The following is a 15,038-nucleotide window of genomic DNA, read 5'->3' as shown; positions in this document are numbered from 1 at the left end:
CGGCGCCGCGGGGGCACGGCCCGGGACGTCCGTTCAGACTCCGGCGGAGAGGCCGCGCAGCGTGCGGGCGGAGGGGGAGCCGGGGTCCGCGGTGATCAGGACGACCTCCTGGTCGTCCTCGGGGACGAGGAGGACATCGCAGTTCAGGCGGAGCGGCCCCGCGTCCGGGTGGTCGATCACCTTGGTGCGGTGGCCGGGCGCGTGGACCGGACGCGTCTCCCAGATCCGCCGGAACTCCTCGCTGCCGTCCCGCAGATCGCCCAGCAGCGCGCCGAGCCGCGCGTCACGCGGGTAGCGGGCGGCGGCGCGCCGCAGCCGCGCGACCACGATGTGCCCGAACTCCTCGGCGCTGGAACTCTCGTAGGCCCGGCCCTCGCCGAGGAACCGGCGGCGCGCCAGGTTCGCCCCCGGCCGCCCGAGGTCGCCGCCGAGCAGCGCCCGTGCCAGCGGGTTCCACGCGACGACGTCGTACGACGCGTCCGTGACCACCGCACCGGTCTCCGGCAGCCGCTCCAGCATCCGCGCCACGTGCGGCCGCACCCGGCGGACCGCCCCCGCGGCGGGCGGCGGCGCCCCCGCTCCGGCCAGCCCGAACAGATGGCTGCGTTCGGCCGCCGTCAGCCGCAGGGCCTGCGCGAGCCCGTCCAGGATCCGCGCGGACGGCCGCGGGCCGCGGGCCTGCTCCAGCCGCACGTAGTAGTCGACCGACATGTGGGCGAGTTCCGCGACCTCCTCGCGCCGCAGCCCCGGCGTGCGGCGCGGCGCGGCCCCCTCCGCCAGCCCCAGCTGCGCCGGGCGCAACCCGTCCCTGCGGTCCCGCAGGAAGCGGGCGAGTTCCTGGCGTGCCATGGCGTCTCCTCCTCCGGGTGCGGGTTCCGCGGCGTCCCGGCCGCGGGCGGCCTCGGGTGACCGCGGGGTGCGGCACGTGCCCTCAGCCCGGCGTGCCCGGGCCCTCTCCATTCTGCGCCCGCCAGTAGGCGAGGTGGGAGCGGGCGACGAGGGTGTGCGGGTGATCGGGGCCCAGCACCCTGAGCATGTCGCGCAGAAGGGCGGCGAGGGCGGTCGCGGCCGCGGCCGGATCACCGGCCCGCCCCTGCCAGTGGGCGAGGCTGTGGCGGGTGACGAGGGTGTCGGGCTCGTCCGGGCCCAGTACCCGCAGGCGGTCCGCCAGCACATCGGCGTAGACGCCGGCCGCGCCTGCCGGGTCTCCCGCCTCGCCGAGCCAGTGGGCCAGGTTGTGGCGGGTCGCGAGGGTGTGCGGATGGTCCGGGCCCAGCACCCGGAGGAGGTCGTCGAGCAGCTCGGGGAGGGCGGCCGCGGCGCCGGCCGCATCGCCCGACTCACCTCGCCAGCGGGCCAGGTTCTGGCGGATGGCGAGGGTTTCGGGGTGGCCGGGCCCCAGCAGGCGCGTCACGTCGCCGAGGAGGTCGGCCAGGGCGGTTGCCGCGCCCGCCCGATCGCCCGCCTCACCCCGCCAGTGGGCGAGGTCGCCGCGGAGCATGACGATGTCGTAGTGGTCCGGGTCCACGAGGCGAAGGCGGTCCCTCAAAAGGTCGGCGAGTGCGGCCGCCGCACCCGCCGGATCCCCCGCCCGTCCGCGCCAGTGAGCCAGGTTGTGGCGCGTGACGAGTGTGGCGCGGTGATCGCGGCCCAGCACCCGCAGGCGGTCCGCCAGCAGGTCGGCGGTGGCGGCCGCGGCGCCGGCCGGATCACCGGCCTGCCCACGCCAGTGGGCGAGGTCGCTGCGGGCGACCAGGGTGTAGGCGTCGTCGGGTCCCAGCACCCGCACCATGTCGTCGAGCACGTCCGCGATGCTGGTTGCCGCGCCCGCCGAATCACCCGAGTCCCCCAGCCAGTTGGCAGCGCTCAGGCGGGTGGCGAGGGTGTGGGCGTGATCGGGTCCCAGCACCCGGACCATGTCGTGGAGCAGGTCCAGGAGGCTGGTCGCGGCACCCACCGGATCACCGGCCGCACCCCGCCTGCGGGCGAGTTGGAGCCGAGTGGAGAGGGTGTCCCGGTGGTCGGCGCCCAGCACCCGCAGGCGGTCCGCCAGCAGGTCGGCGAAGGCGGCGGCCGCGCCGGCGTGATCGCCGGCCTCTCCGCGCCACAGGGCGAGATCGCCGCGGGCGGTGAGGGTGTCGGGGTGGTCGGCCCCGAGGTGGTGCCGGGTGGTTTCGGCGAGGTGGCGGAAGTGAGCGACGGCGGCCCCGAGCCGGCCGGAGTCGCCCAGGCTGCCGCCCGCCCGGAAGAGCACGCCGTGGGCTTCGCGATGGTGGAGCGCGGCTTCGGCGCATGCCGTGAGGGCAGCGGTGCAGGCCCGCAGGGCCTGGGCGTGGGCTGCGTCGCGTTCGACCTCGGGCCAGACCGAGACCAACGCGTCCGCCGCGGCGCGGGCGGTGTCCCCGTACGCGTCCGGGGTGAGGGTGTCGCGGGTGGCGCGCTGGACGATCCGGTGGACGCGCACCAGGCCGGTGCGGTCGCCCGCCGGGCCGGCGTCGGGGGCGTCGGGGGCGTCGACGAGACTGAGGCGGTGCAGCGCCCTCAGCGCGCCGGCCGCGTCCTCAGGGCCCGGCGCGGGAGCGTCGCCGGAGCGGGCGGCCGCGAGGCGGCCGAGGGCCGGCGGACCGGCCAGCACGGTGGCCGGGATGCCGTGGGGGTCGAGGAACGCGGCCAGTTGCAGCATCGGCCGCGCCAGGCCGACCGGACGCAACCCGTCGGCGTAGTCCACCGACAGGGACCACGCCGCGGCCATGGTGTGGGTCTGACCGTCCGGCAGGACGTCGGGGCTCAGGTCGGCCAGCCCGCGGGTGCGGTCGGCCAGCAGGGCGCGGTAGGACGCGCAGCTCACCCCCGCGTCGACCAGATAGGCGGCGGCCTGGGACAGGGCCAGCGGCAGGCGGCCCAGATCCGCGGCCAGGGCGGCGACGTCGGCGCGCGGCTCGGTCCGTTCGTGGGCGGCCAGCACCGCGGTGAGATGGTCCGCGGCCTCCTCAGAGGTGAACTCCCCCACCTCGATGCGGCGCCGGCCCGGCCCGGTCAGTGCCGCGTCCCGGCGGCGCGTCGTGACCAGGGTGCGGCCCAGCGGACTGACCGGCGGCCACAGCCCCGCCAGCACCGACGGGTCGGCCACGTCGTCCAGCACCACCAGCCACCGGCACGGCCGCGCACCGGACTTGGGCTCCAGCCACGCCAGGAACGTCGCCGCGGCGCGCTCGGGGTCGTCGGCGTCCGCGCCCAGCAGCTCGACGGCGGCGCGGGCGTAGACGTCGACGGCCGCGCCGCGGGTCCCGGCGGTCAGCCACACCAGCACGTCCACCTCGCCCGCCGACCACGACGTCCGCGCGAAGTCCGCGGCCAGTTGCGTCTTGCCGACCCCGCCGAGCCCGGCCAGCACCCCGCCCGTCAGCTCGCGTCGCGCCCGGCCGCCGGCCACCGCGGCGGTGCCGCCGTCGGACAGCACCTGCCGCAACCGGGCCGCCTCCGCCCGGTCCTGGAAGCACTCCGCCCGCGACGGGATGACCCCGACCTGATGCGGCCACGACGCCCGGGGCCGGGAGGCGTGGAAGGAGTTGTACTGCGTGGTGTGGTCGCCCAGCTGCCCGGCGACGGGGCCGTGGAAGACGTCCCCGGCCACGCGTCAGGCCCCGAACGTGTTGGTCTGCGTGGTGTGGTCGCCGATCTGGAGCGCGGTCGGCCCGTTGAAGGTGTTCCCGTACACCGCCCGCGCACCCGGCCCGGCCGCCTGCGAAGCGGCCTGAATCCGCGCGACGGCCTCCGCCAACTCCCTCTGGAACGCGGGGTCCTGCTCGGCCGCCTCCTCAAGGGCCAGCCGCAGCCGCAGCCGCGTCCGATCCGTCAGGCCGGGACCGTCCACGCCCGCCTCGGCCTCGGCCCGTTCCAGCGCGGGATCGCCGCCCAGGCGCGCCGCCACCACCTCGTGCAGCCGGTCCATCCCCGCGTCCAGCGCCTCGTCGACCTCGGCATCCGCCCGCCCCGCGACCCGGCGCGCCTTGCGCACGGCCCAGCCGACGACGTACCCGACGACCAGCTCCACCCCGACCATCGCACCCCCTTGCCCACCGCGACCCGTCCCGAAGCTAGCCCCACCCCCGCCCCTCCCGCACGGGAACTGCCGCTCGCCGTGCGGAGGATGGGCGCCCTCGAAGTGAAGCGGAGGATGCCGATCCGGGCATGCGGTGGCGCGGGTGGCGGCAGACTGGGATGTGCCGTGACACGAGTGGGGCCGTGGCGGGGGATCGGGGGGCGGGCCTGTGGTCAGGTATGTGCACCACGCGCTGATGGGCACGGCCATGGGGCTGTGCGCGGCGGCCGGCGCGTCCGCGCCCGCCTTCGGCTTGCGGGGGCTCCCGCACTGGCCGCACGGCATATCGGGCTCGTGGACCGCGTGGATGGCGGCCGCCTACCTGCTGTGGGAGTTGCTGGACGCGCTGGTCGAACGGCGGGGCTTCCGGTCCGCCGTTCCGCTGGCGGACCCCGACGCGGTCCTGCCCGCGGACGACACCCTGCGCCACCACCTGGTCGACTCCTGCTTCTTCCTGTTCATGCTGGTTCCGCCGGCGGCCCTCGGGCTGGTCTGGGGTCCCTGGGGAGCACTGGTGGGCCTGCCCCTTGCGGTGTCGTGGCTGTTCGACGCCGTGAACGCCGCGCTCTGGGAGCGGAAGCACGGCCTGCTGGTGTGGCGGGGAGAGGTCGAGGCGCAACCGCTGGGCAAGGGGCGGTACTTCTACAGCTCGCCCGCCCGGCCGGGGCCGGACCCGCACCCGGGGCCAGCGGCCGGCCCCACGGGGCCCGCCGCACCCGCCGCCGATCCCCGCGACGCCTGAAGCCCGCGACGCCCGAAGCCCGGAGCGGCGGTGGCCCGGGACGGCCACCCACCGCGCGGAGGCGTGCCGCGCCGCCACCGCAGAAGCGTTGACATGGACGGGGCAAGAGCGGTCTGCTGAGGGGGACCTTCCGGTCCGCCCACACCCCCCACCGTCGCAGAGGCGGCACCCCACCGCCGCCGGAAAGCGGAGCCCATGGTCTCTCTGACGTCCCGTCACGCCCGCCGCGCGGGCGGCCCCCGCCGGCGCCCAGGCGACCCGCGCCGCAGGGCCGCCCCCCGCGGTCGCGCGGCGCACGCACTCGTCTCCGCGCTGGCGTGCCTGCTGCTGAGCCTCGTGCCGGGCGGAGTCCTCGCCGGACAGGCCCACGCCGCCACGGCGATCTGCAACACCTACTGCGACGGCCGCGACCCGTCCGCCGCGCCGGCCGACCGCGTGCCGGTCAGCACCTCGATCTACTCCCGCAGCATTCAGCTCCACATCGATGACAACGATGCCATGGGCTGGGCGAGCATCGACAACGGCAACGCCGGCGACGAGGTCTGGATCGACCGGTCCTTCGACGGCGGCGCCACCTGGGCCTCGGGCAGCAAGCTCGGGGACACCACGACGCCCAGCGGCGACCGCGGCTGGCGCACGCTGATGTACAACGTGGACGACTGGGGCGGCAACGGCGTCGGCGCCCTGCGCGCGTGCGGGAAGGCCGGCGACCGGCCGGAGATCGCCTGCACCGCGTGGGCCCGGTCCACCTGGAACGCCTGGAGCCCGAGCACCGCCGCGGCCACCACGCTGATGATGAGCTGGGACCGCACCACGGGCCTGTTCGGCGGCAACGGCTGGTGGACCGCCGCCAACGCGCTCACGTCCGTGATCGACAACATCCGCACCAGCGGCATGCCCAGCTACACCTACGCCGTCTCCCGCACGTACGACCTCAACGTCAACGCCCGCGAGGGCAGTTTCCGCAACGACTACCTGGACGACACGGGGTGGTGGGGCCTGGCCTGGGTGGACGCCTACGACCTGACCGGCGACAGCCGCTACCTGAGCACCGCGCGCGCCGACGCCGACCACATGTTCTCCTACTGGAACGGCACATGCGGCGGCGGCGTGCAGTGGAACGAGACCAACGCCTACAAGAACGCCATCACCAACGAGCTCTACCTGGAGCTCAACGCGGCGCTGCACAACCGGATCTCCGGTGACTCGGCGTACCTCGGGCGCGCGCAGAGCGAGTGGTCGTGGTTCCAGTCCAGCGGGATGATCAACTCCTCCCACCTGATCAACGACGGCCTCAGCTCGTCCTGCGTGAACAACGGCCAGACCACCTGGACGTACAACCAGGGCGTCGTCCTCGGCGGGCTGGCGGAGCTCTACAAGGCCACGGGCGACAGCGGCCTGCTGAGCACCGCCCGCACGCTGGCGAACGCCTCGACCACGTCCACGGCCGTCAACTCCTCTGGTGTGCTGCGCGAGCCGGGCGAGTCCGACGCGTGCGACAACGACGGCGCGTCGTTCAAGGGCGCGTACATCCGCGGTCTGCGCGACCTGGACAAGGCGCTGTCGGACCACCCGTACAACGCCTACCTGGACACCCAGGCCAACGCGGCGCACGCCAACGACCGCAACGCCCTGGACTCCTACGGCCCGCACTGGAACGGGCCGCTGGCCGGCCTCGGCTACGGCTGCCAGCAGAGCGCGCTGGACGCCCTGACCGCGGGCGAGGCCACCTGACCGCGGGCGGCCGAGCACGTGCCGCCTGAACACGCCGCCGCCCGCCCCGGGTTCCGGGACGGGCGGCGGCGGTCCGCTGCGGGGACGGGTGTTCAGCCCATGGGCGCGTTCAGCCCACGGGCACGTTCAGCCCACGGAGACCGCGAACACGTGGATGCCGCTGTCGTTCGGCAGCGTCACCAGGGCGACGGTCTTCGACGGGTCGAGCGCGCCGCCGGTGGTGTACAGGCTGACCGCGTGGTTGCCGAGGGTGTCGCCGGGCGGGCGGTTCCAGTTGGCGGTGGTGACCGCCAACTGGCTGTTGCCGCTGGCCTTGTTGCTGTACCAGTCGGGGAAGTCCACCGCGACGTCCGCGGTGGTCCCGTCGGTGTACGTGACGGTGACCGTGCCGGAGTGCGCCGAGCTGATGCCGGTGCCCAGGAGCCCGATCCTGCTGCCCTGGCCGGAGACGCGGATGGCCTGCCCGGTGGCGGACACGTTGTCGGGCTGCCCGGGCTGGGTGTCCGGCCAGGCGTACGTCAGCCCGTTGGCGGTGACCTGCGCGCCGGGTGTGTAGCCGACCGCGGCGAGCTGGGTCGCGGACAGGCTGTAGCCGCCCGGGTCCAGCTTGCCGGTGCCCGGGTCGCTGTCGGCGCTGATCCCGGCGTTGTCGAAGGCCGCGGCGAGCGAGGCGTACGGCACGGTGGTCGACGCCTTGGCGGTGCGGGACTCCCGACCGCCCAGGTCGTACGCGGCCGTTCCGGTGAGCGCGTTGGCGCCCGGGGTGGCGCCGGCCGGTGCGGTGACGTTCCAGGTGGTGGTGGCGGTGCCGTGCGGCCGGATCACCGGGATCGTGGCCGACGAGCCCGCGGCGGGCGTCGCGGTCCACCCGTCGGGCACGGTGAGCCCGAGGCGCAGGCCGCTCGCGGTGAAGTCGCCGGCGTTGCTGAACGTGGTGGTCACCGTGCGGGAGGTGCCCGCGTCGGTGGTGGCCGGCGCGTTCACGGCGACGGACTGCACGCCGACGCTCTTGATGACGCTGACCGCCCCGGTGAGGGGCGTGGACGCGGACGACTCGCCGACGTACAGCGGGTACCGGCCGTCGAGGACCGTCCAGTCGTGGGCCGTGCTGTCCCACACCCGCAGGTCGTCGGCGGTCAGGGTGAGGTGGACCGTCTTCGTCTGGCCGGGCGTGAGGCTCACCTTGGCGAACGTGGCGAGCGTCTTGGGCGGTTCGCCGGAGCCCGCGGGGTGGCCGAGGTAGAGCTGCACGACCTCGGAGCCGGTGCGCCTGCCCGTGTTGGTGACGTCGACGGACACCTGCACCGGCGCGCTGCCGTCGGGCGAGACGTTGAGCACGCCGGGGGCGCCGCGCAGGTTCGACAGGCGGAAGGAGGTGTACGTCAGGCCGTAGCCGAACGGGAACAGCGGGGTCTGGTTCTCCTGCTGGTACCAGCGGTAGCCGACCTCCAGGCCCTCGCTGTAGTCGTACACGCCGTTGACGGCCGGGTAGCGGCCGGGTGCGGCGGCGGTGGGCGTCTGGGTGTCGGTCGCCGGGAAGCTGACCGGCAGCCGGCCGCCGGGTGCGGCGTCACCGGTGAGCAGCGCGGCGAGCGCGTTGCCGTCCTCCTGCCCCGGGTACCACATGTCGAGGACCGCGGGCACGTCGGACAGCCACGGCATGAGCACCGGGGCGCCGGCCCGCAGCACCACGACGGTGCGGGGGTTGGCGGCGGCGACGGCCCGGATCAGGTCGTCCTCGTTGCCGGGCAGCGCGAGCGTCCTGCGGTCCGAGCCCTCGCTGGAGGAGTCGCCCACGACGACGACCGCGGCGTCGGCCTTGGCGGCCGCGTCCGCGGCGGCCTGCAGGCTCGGGTCGGGGAGGCCGGGCGCGGTCCAGCCGATGGAGACCGAGGCGCCGCCGGCGTTCTCGTAGTACTCCACCTTGAGGCTGTGCGGCTCGCCCGCGGTCAGCTGCACGGGCGCGCTCTTGACGGTGCTGACGGCGTGGTCGCCCCAGTTGTCGGCGATGAGCTTGCCGTCGAGGTAGATCCGGCTGCCGTCGTCACTGGTGGCGCCGAAGGTGTACGCGGCGGTGGTGGGCGCGGTCAGCGTGCCGGTCCAGCGGGCGGAGAACCCGTCGGCGGGCAGCGACGGGTCGGGGGCGCCGGTGCCCCAGTCGAAGTCGATGGTGCTGTCGCTGCGGGTGAGCACGGGCGTGCCGGACAGCGTGGTGTTGGCGAAGTACTGCCCCTGCAGGCCGCTGAGCGCGGACGCCGGGATCGCCGGGACGCCGCTGCCCTGGCCGGCCTTGACGGAGGTGATGTCGACGCTGCCGCCGAGACGGGTGCGCAGCCCGCTGAGCGGGTCGACCTTCTTGTAGGGGGTGACCGCGGAGCTGCCGCCGCCGCCGGTGACCGCGGTGTCGGCGTTGGGGCCGATGACCGCCAGCGAGCTGAGCTTCGAGGTGTCGAGCGGCAGGGTGGCCCCGTCGTTCTTCAGCAGCACGCTGCCGTCCTCGGCGGCCTGCCGGGCGAACGCGCTGTCGGCCTCGTAGTCGGCGGCCGGCGGGGTCTGCGGGTCGAACAGGCCGGTGCGGAACTCCAGCCGGAGGATGCGGCGGGCCGCCTCGTCCAGCACGGACTGCGGGACCTGGCCGGCGGCGACCGCGGCGGGCAGCTGCTGGAAGTAGGTGGTGCCGCTGAACTCCTGGTCCAGGCCGGCGAGCGCGGACGCCACCGTGCTGTGGTTCGCCGGGTAGTCGGTGTCGACGACGCCGTCGAACTTCCAGGTGTCGATCAGGACGTCCTTGAGGATCTGCGCGTTCTCGCACGCGTAGGTCCCGTTGACCTTGTTGTACGCGCACATCACGGACCACACGTGCGCGTCCTTCACCGCCTTCTCGAAGGCCGGCAGGTAGATCTCGTGCAGGGTGCGCTCGTCGATGTTCGAGCTGGAGGTCGTGCGGGCGTCCTCCTGGTTGTTGCCCGCGTAGTGCTTGACCTGCGCGGCGACGCCCTGCGCCTGGATGCCCTCGATCTCGGACGCGGCGATGCCGCCCGCCAGCCGGGGGTCCTCGCCGAGGGTCTCGAAGTCGCGGCCGCCCAGCGGGGTGCGGACGATGTTGACCATCGGCCCGTAGATCACCTGGTAGCCGCGGGACTTGGCCTCGGTGCCCATCACCGTGCCGTAGCCGCGGGCGAGTTGCGTGTCGAAGGAGGCGGCCAGCGAGACCGGCGAGGGCAGCGCGGTGGCCGGCTGGCCGTCGCGGACGCCGCCGGGTCCGTCGGTGAAGCTCATGCCGGGGACGCCGAGCCGGTCGACGCCGGGGGTGTAGCCGGTGGCGTGCGAGCCGGCCGGCTTGGCCACCGATGTCATCAGCGACGCCTTCTCGGCGTTGGTCATCTGCTGGAGCAGCAGGTCGATCCGCTTCTCCGTCGGGAGGCTGCCGTCGAGCCAGGGCCGGGCGGCGGGCGTGCCGGAAGCGGATCCGGATCCGGATCCGGCGGCGGCGGGCACTGCCAGGGGTATGGCCATCGTGGCGGCTGCTGCTGCCGCGACGGCCAGACGTGCCATGCGCATGCGACTCTCCAAAAGGACGTCCGCAACTGCGGGTTCACAGGATGAACGCAAACGAGTCGCAGTCTGCGCAACGGCCGACACTGCGTCAAGAACTTGAACGCAATTCCTGTGGCTGAACGTTCAGTGTTGTACTTCCTCCGGCCGGGGCGCGACGGCCGGCAACGAGGCCCCCTGCCAGGCGTGTTCGCGTGCCCGCTCGGGCTCCCCCGCGGGCCTACTCGCGCGTAGGGAAATCCCTAGAGCTGACCGGGTGGGGTTACCGCCGGATCGGCCGGGCCCCAGACTCGCGGGGCGTCCGGATGGCTCCCATCCCCCCACCACCGGCACCGCCCCGCGGGCCGCCGCGCCTCCACGAGAGGAACCGATGCGACGATGAGACGACCGATCAGACGCCGCAGAACGCTGTCCCTGGCCGCCGCTGCCGCCGCCGCGGGACTGGTCGTGACCGCGACCGTCGCCGGGGTCGCCCAGGCCGGTACCCGGTCCGGCGCCACGGCCGCGACCTGCACGCCCTCCCAGGTGGTCGCCGACGGCGGGTTCGAGAGCGCCACCTCGCCCTGGACGAGCAGCTCCGGCGTGATCACGAGCGGCGGCGGGCAGAGCGCCCACGGCGGCACCGGATTCGCCTGGCTCGACGGCTACGGCTCCACCCACACCGACACCCTGTCGCAGGCGCTGGCCGTCCCGGCCGGCTGCACCACCGCCACCCTCACGGTCTGGCTGCACGTCGACACCGCCGAGACGACCACCTCGACCGCGTACGACACCCTCACCGCGAAGCTCGGCGGCACCACCCTCGCCACGTACTCCAACCTGAACGCCGGCAGCGGCTACGTCCAACGCACCTTCGACGTCTCGTCGTTCATCGGGCAGAACGCCACCCTGGCGTTCACCGGCAGCGAGGACCCGGGGCTGCAGACCAGCTTCGTCCTGGACGACATCGCGCTCACCACCTCCGGCGACGGCGGCACCACCCCGCCCACCACCCCGCCGACGACGCCCCCGACCACACCGCCCGCCGACAGCACGCGCACCCCCGCGTCCCCGGCGTACACGGTGAGCCTGTCCAGCGACACGGCCGGCACCACCTGGACCGGGCACGAGAGCGTCACCTTCGGCAACGCGTCCGCGACCCCGCTGGGCGACGTCTACCTGCGGCTGTGGGACAACTACCACGGCAGCTGCCCCTCGACGCCGATCACCGTGACGAACGTGACCGGCGGCACCCCGTCGGCCCTGTCCGTCGGCTGCACCGCCCTCGACGTGACCCTGCCGACCCCACTGCAGCAGGGCCAGAGCGCCACCGTCGGCTTCGACCTGAAGATCGTGGTGCCCAGCGGTGCCGACCGGTTCGGGCACGACGGCGCGTTCGCGTTCGTCGGCAACGCGCTGCCGGTGCTCGCGATACGCGACGCCTCCGGCTGGCACCTCGACCCTTACACCAACAACGGCGAGTCCTTCTACTCGCTGGCCGCCGACTTCCACGTCACCCTCGACCACCCGACGAACCTGCTCGTACCGGCCACCGGCACCTCGGTCGACACCCCCGGCGCCTCGGGCCGCACCGTCACGACGGCGACCGCCACGAAGGTGCGCGACTTCGCCTGGGCGGCGGGCGCGTTCAGCAAGGTCTCCGGCACCTCACCGGCCGGTGTGAAGGTCAACGTGTACGCGGTCAGCGGGATTTCGGCCGCCAGCTCGCAGTCGATGCTCAGCACCGCGGAGTCCGCGATCGACGCGCACGCCGGCCGCTTCGGCGCCTACCCGTACGGCGAGGTGGACGCCGTGCTCGACAACAACTTCTGGTTCGGCGGCATGGAGTACCCGGGCTTCGTCCTCGACCTGGTGGACAGCAACGCGCTCACCCACGAGCTGGGTCACCAGTGGTTCTACGGGATCGTCGGCGACGACGAGTACAACAGCCCGTGGCTGGACGAGGCGTTCACCGACTACGCGACCGACCTGGCCGAAGGCAAGACGGGTTCGGGCTGCTGGAACAGCGTGTCCTGGCAGTCCTCCGCGGAGAGGATCACCAACTCCATGGCCTACTGGGACGCGCACTCCTCGCGCTACTCCACGGTGGTGTACGGGTACGGCAAGTGCGCGCTGCACGACCTCCAGCGGCTGATCGGCGACAGCGCGATGAGCACGCTGCTGCGGAGCTACGCGCAGTCCCACTGGTACGGCGTGTCCACCACCGCGGAGTTCAAGGCCGCGGCGCAGGCCGCGACGACGACCGATCTGACGTCCTTCTGGACGCAGCACCGGATCGACGGCTAGCCGGCACGCCGCGCCGCCGGGGATCCCGAGAACCCGAGAGAACGGAGACCCGGGATCCCCCACCGTTCCGCCCCGCCCGGCACGCTCCCCCACGCTGCCGGGCGGGGCGCTCCACACATCGCGCGACCCCCGCACCGCGGGGCGGGGCGTCCGGCCGCTCTCCGCCCCTCGCGCCCCGCCCGGCTCCCGGCGCACTCCGGCGCCATTGACCGGCGGCCCGCGCGTTCCGACACTGGGGTACCCGCCCCATTTGTCAGGAGCACGATCGGTTGGTCTCCCCGGCCGCCGAACGGGCCGGATCCGGAGGGACCCGGGATGACCGAAACGTCGGGTCCCACCCCGCACGGCGCCGCCGAGCGGGCGCGGACGCCAGGGCCGGCCGGACCGCCCGACGGCCCGAGCCGCTGGCTGCTCGCGTCCGTCTCCGGCGCGCTCGCGGACGCCGCGTCCGCGGCCAGGCGCCGCGGCGCGCCCGCGGTCGCCGCGCGGCTCGCCCAACTCGCGGCCGAGCACGCCCCGTCGGAGGGACTGCCGGCCGACCACGACCTGCGGCTGACCGCCGCCGAGGACGCGGTGGCGGCCGGCGACTACCCGCTCGCGCGGCGCACCGCCCACCAGGTGCTGGCCGAGGCCGAACGGCCCGCCGACCGGGTCAGGGCCTGGATCGTCATCGTCGACTCCTGCGGGCAGGCGATGGCCGAGATCGCCGACGTGTTCCCGCAGGCCCTCCAGGACGCCCGGGACGACCCCGAGTTACTGGCCCGGCTGCACTACCGTCTCGCGTGGCGGGCCTGGATGGTGGCCGGATCGGCGGCGGACGCGCTGGACCACGCGGCGCGCTCGGCGGTGCTGGCGCGGGCCGCGGGCGACCGCCGCACCCAGACGCTGGCCCTGACGCAGCAGGCCGCGCTGGAGTTCTACCTCGGCCGGACGGACGGCGAGCGGACCCTCGCGGACGCGCTGGCCGCGCCCCAGGACCCGCGCGTGCTCTTCGACCACAACGGGCCGGTGTTCCTCAAGCACCGGCGGCACCTGCTGCACGACCGGCCCGACGACGCGCGCACCGAGCTGCGCGCCCTCATCTACACCGTGCGGTACCGCGGTTCGGCGGAGAGCCTGTGCCAGTGCCTGTCCGGCCTCGCGCAGGTGGAGATCCTGCGCGGCCGGTGCGGGCGGGCGCTGGAGCTGGCGCACCAGTGCCTGCGGGTCACCGAGCAGGCGGACCTCAGCCAGGGACCGGCCTGGTACGCCGTCGCCCTCGCGGAGGCCGCGGGCGGCAGCACCGAACGGGCGCTGGTCGCGGCCGAGCGGGCCCGCCGGCACAGCGAGGACGACGACGACCTGCTCTTCCTGCCGCGGGCGCTGCACGCGGAGGGCCACGTGCGGCTGCTGCGCGGCGAGACCACGGCGGCGGTCCGGGCGCTGAGGCGCACCCGGCGGCTCGAACTCGCCCAGGGCCAGGGCGATCCCGCGGTGCGGCGCTGGCAGGGCGACCTCGTCGAGGCGCTCGTGGCGGACGGGCGGATCGAGGAGGCGGCCGCGCTGGTCGCGGAGACGCGCGCCCAGGCGGTGCGCCTCGGGCGGCGCGGCGTGCTGGCCGTGATGGACCGCTGCGCGGGGCTGGTCAGTGCGGGGCGCGGCGAACCGGGGCTCGCCGCGCTGCAGTTGGGCAAGGCGGTGCAGGGCCTGGCGGCCCTGCCGTACCCGCTGGAGCAGGCTCGCGCGCGGCTGGCCCTGGGCCGGGTCGAGGCGCGCCTCGGGCGTCTCGCGGCGGCGCGGGCGTCCCTGGCGGAGGCGGCGCGCCTGTTCGCCCGGTGCGGCGCGCAGCCGTGGCTGGCCCTCGCCACGGCGGAGCTCGACGCCCTCGCCGTCCCCTCCCCCGCGGCGGACGGCGTCCCCCTCGCCGCCCTCACCTCCACCGAGCGCCGCATCGCTCTTCTCGTCGCCCACGGCGCGACCAATCGCGAGACGGCGAGGGCGCTCTCCGTGAGCGTCAAGACCGTCGAGGCCGCGCTCACCCGCGTCTACCGCAAGCTCGGTGTGCGCAGCCGCGTCGCTCTGACCCGCACGTTTCTGGCTCCGCCAGACGGTTAGCCCTCCCACCCGCACCGGTCCCAACGGGGTGCCCCCGGGGCCTACGGGGTGCCCCCGGGGCGTCTCGGCCGTCCACCGGCCGGTGGGTGGCTTCGGCTTCCGGGGTGCCCCCGGGGCTTGTCGGCCGTCCACCGGCCGGTGGGTGGTTGCTCGCGCAGTTCCCCGCGCCCCTGATATGCGTGCCCTTTTGTCGGCGACGGCTGAAAAGTGGACCAGTGGCGGCGCTTGAAAGTTGACCCCCTTCAAGGGTCTGGCTCGTTGAGTCAGGCCGGGAGGATGGGTGATCAGCGTGGAGGACTGGGCGGAGATCCGCCGGCTTCATCGCGCCGAGCAGATGCCGGTGCGGGCGATCGCGAGGAAGCTGGCCATCGCGAGAAACACTGTCCGCAGGGCGATCGCGGACGATGCGCCGCCGAAGTATCAGCGGGCGCCGAAGGGTTCGATCGTAGATGTGGTCGAGCCGCAGATCCGTGAACTGCTTGAGCAGTGGCCTGAGATGCCGGCAACGGTGATCGCCGAGCGGAT

General features: G+C 74.5%; 9 protein-coding genes. 5 read left to right on the top strand and 4 right to left on the bottom strand.

What is annotated here, in order from left to right; translation table 11 throughout:
- Positions 1-33 precede the first annotated feature (33 nt).
- The 3 genes from BMW99_RS36445 to BMW99_RS36435 all read right to left on the bottom strand — a co-directional run bounded on the left by BMW99_RS36445 (position 34) and on the right by BMW99_RS36435 (position 4,063).
- Positions 34-849, bottom strand: coding sequence for a helix-turn-helix transcriptional regulator (locus tag BMW99_RS36445; protein ID WP_075018292.1), 816 nt, complete (start codon positions 847-849; stop codon positions 34-36).
- Between the two features lie 82 nt (positions 850-931).
- The gene (locus BMW99_RS36440) at positions 932-3,634 is read right to left on the bottom strand and encodes a tetratricopeptide repeat protein (RefSeq protein WP_075018291.1); all 2,703 of its coding nucleotides are present in this window, start codon (positions 3,632-3,634) and stop codon (positions 932-934) included.
- 3 nt (positions 3,635-3,637) lie between these two features.
- Positions 3,638-4,063 (bottom strand): chromosome partitioning protein, encoded by a 426-nt coding sequence (locus tag BMW99_RS36435; protein WP_075018290.1) that lies wholly within the window; start codon positions 4,061-4,063, stop codon positions 3,638-3,640.
- A 220-nt stretch (positions 4,064-4,283) separates the two neighbouring features.
- Here BMW99_RS36435 and BMW99_RS36430 point away from each other — a divergent pair, with 220 nt between their 5' ends.
- Positions 4,284-4,844 carry a hypothetical protein gene (locus tag BMW99_RS36430; protein ID WP_069466991.1) on the top strand — a complete coding sequence of 187 codons (561 nt, stop codon included), beginning with the start codon at positions 4,284-4,286 and terminating at the stop codon, positions 4,842-4,844.
- Between the two features lie 195 nt (positions 4,845-5,039).
- Entirely contained in the window at positions 5,040-6,578 is a 1,539-nt protein-coding gene (locus BMW99_RS36425) for a glycoside hydrolase family 76 protein (RefSeq protein ID WP_079139011.1), read from the top strand.
- 126 nt (positions 6,579-6,704) lie between these two features.
- Here BMW99_RS36425 and BMW99_RS36420 read toward each other — a convergent pair whose 3' ends face one another.
- Positions 6,705-10,139, bottom strand: a complete 3,435-nt coding sequence (locus BMW99_RS36420) for a glycoside hydrolase family 3 C-terminal domain-containing protein (protein WP_079139012.1) — start codon at positions 10,137-10,139, stop codon at positions 6,705-6,707.
- 372 nt (positions 10,140-10,511) lie between these two features.
- Between BMW99_RS36420 and BMW99_RS36415 the strand changes: the two genes are divergently transcribed.
- The 3 genes from BMW99_RS36415 to BMW99_RS36405 form a co-directional block, all read left to right on the top strand.
- The gene (locus BMW99_RS36415; protein ID WP_075018289.1) at positions 10,512-12,419 is read left to right on the top strand and encodes a M1 family metallopeptidase; all 1,908 of its coding nucleotides are present in this window, start codon (positions 10,512-10,514) and stop codon (positions 12,417-12,419) included.
- Positions 12,420-12,734: 315 nt separating this feature from the next.
- On the top strand, positions 12,735-14,513 hold the full coding sequence (locus BMW99_RS36410) for a helix-turn-helix transcriptional regulator (protein WP_075018288.1): 1,779 nt from the start codon (positions 12,735-12,737) through the stop codon (positions 14,511-14,513).
- Positions 14,514-14,793: 280 nt separating this feature from the next.
- Positions 14,794-15,038, top strand: a 245-nt coding sequence (locus BMW99_RS36405) for a helix-turn-helix domain-containing protein (RefSeq protein WP_218159328.1), incomplete at its 3' end; no start/stop codon positions are given.

It is taken from the genome of Actinacidiphila rubida (assembly GCF_900110255.1).
GTDB classification, from domain to species: domain Bacteria; phylum Actinomycetota; class Actinomycetes; order Streptomycetales; family Streptomycetaceae; genus Actinacidiphila; species Actinacidiphila rubida.
Note: the sequence above shows the minus strand (reverse complement) of the source record. Positions and strands in the feature narration are given on the sequence as shown.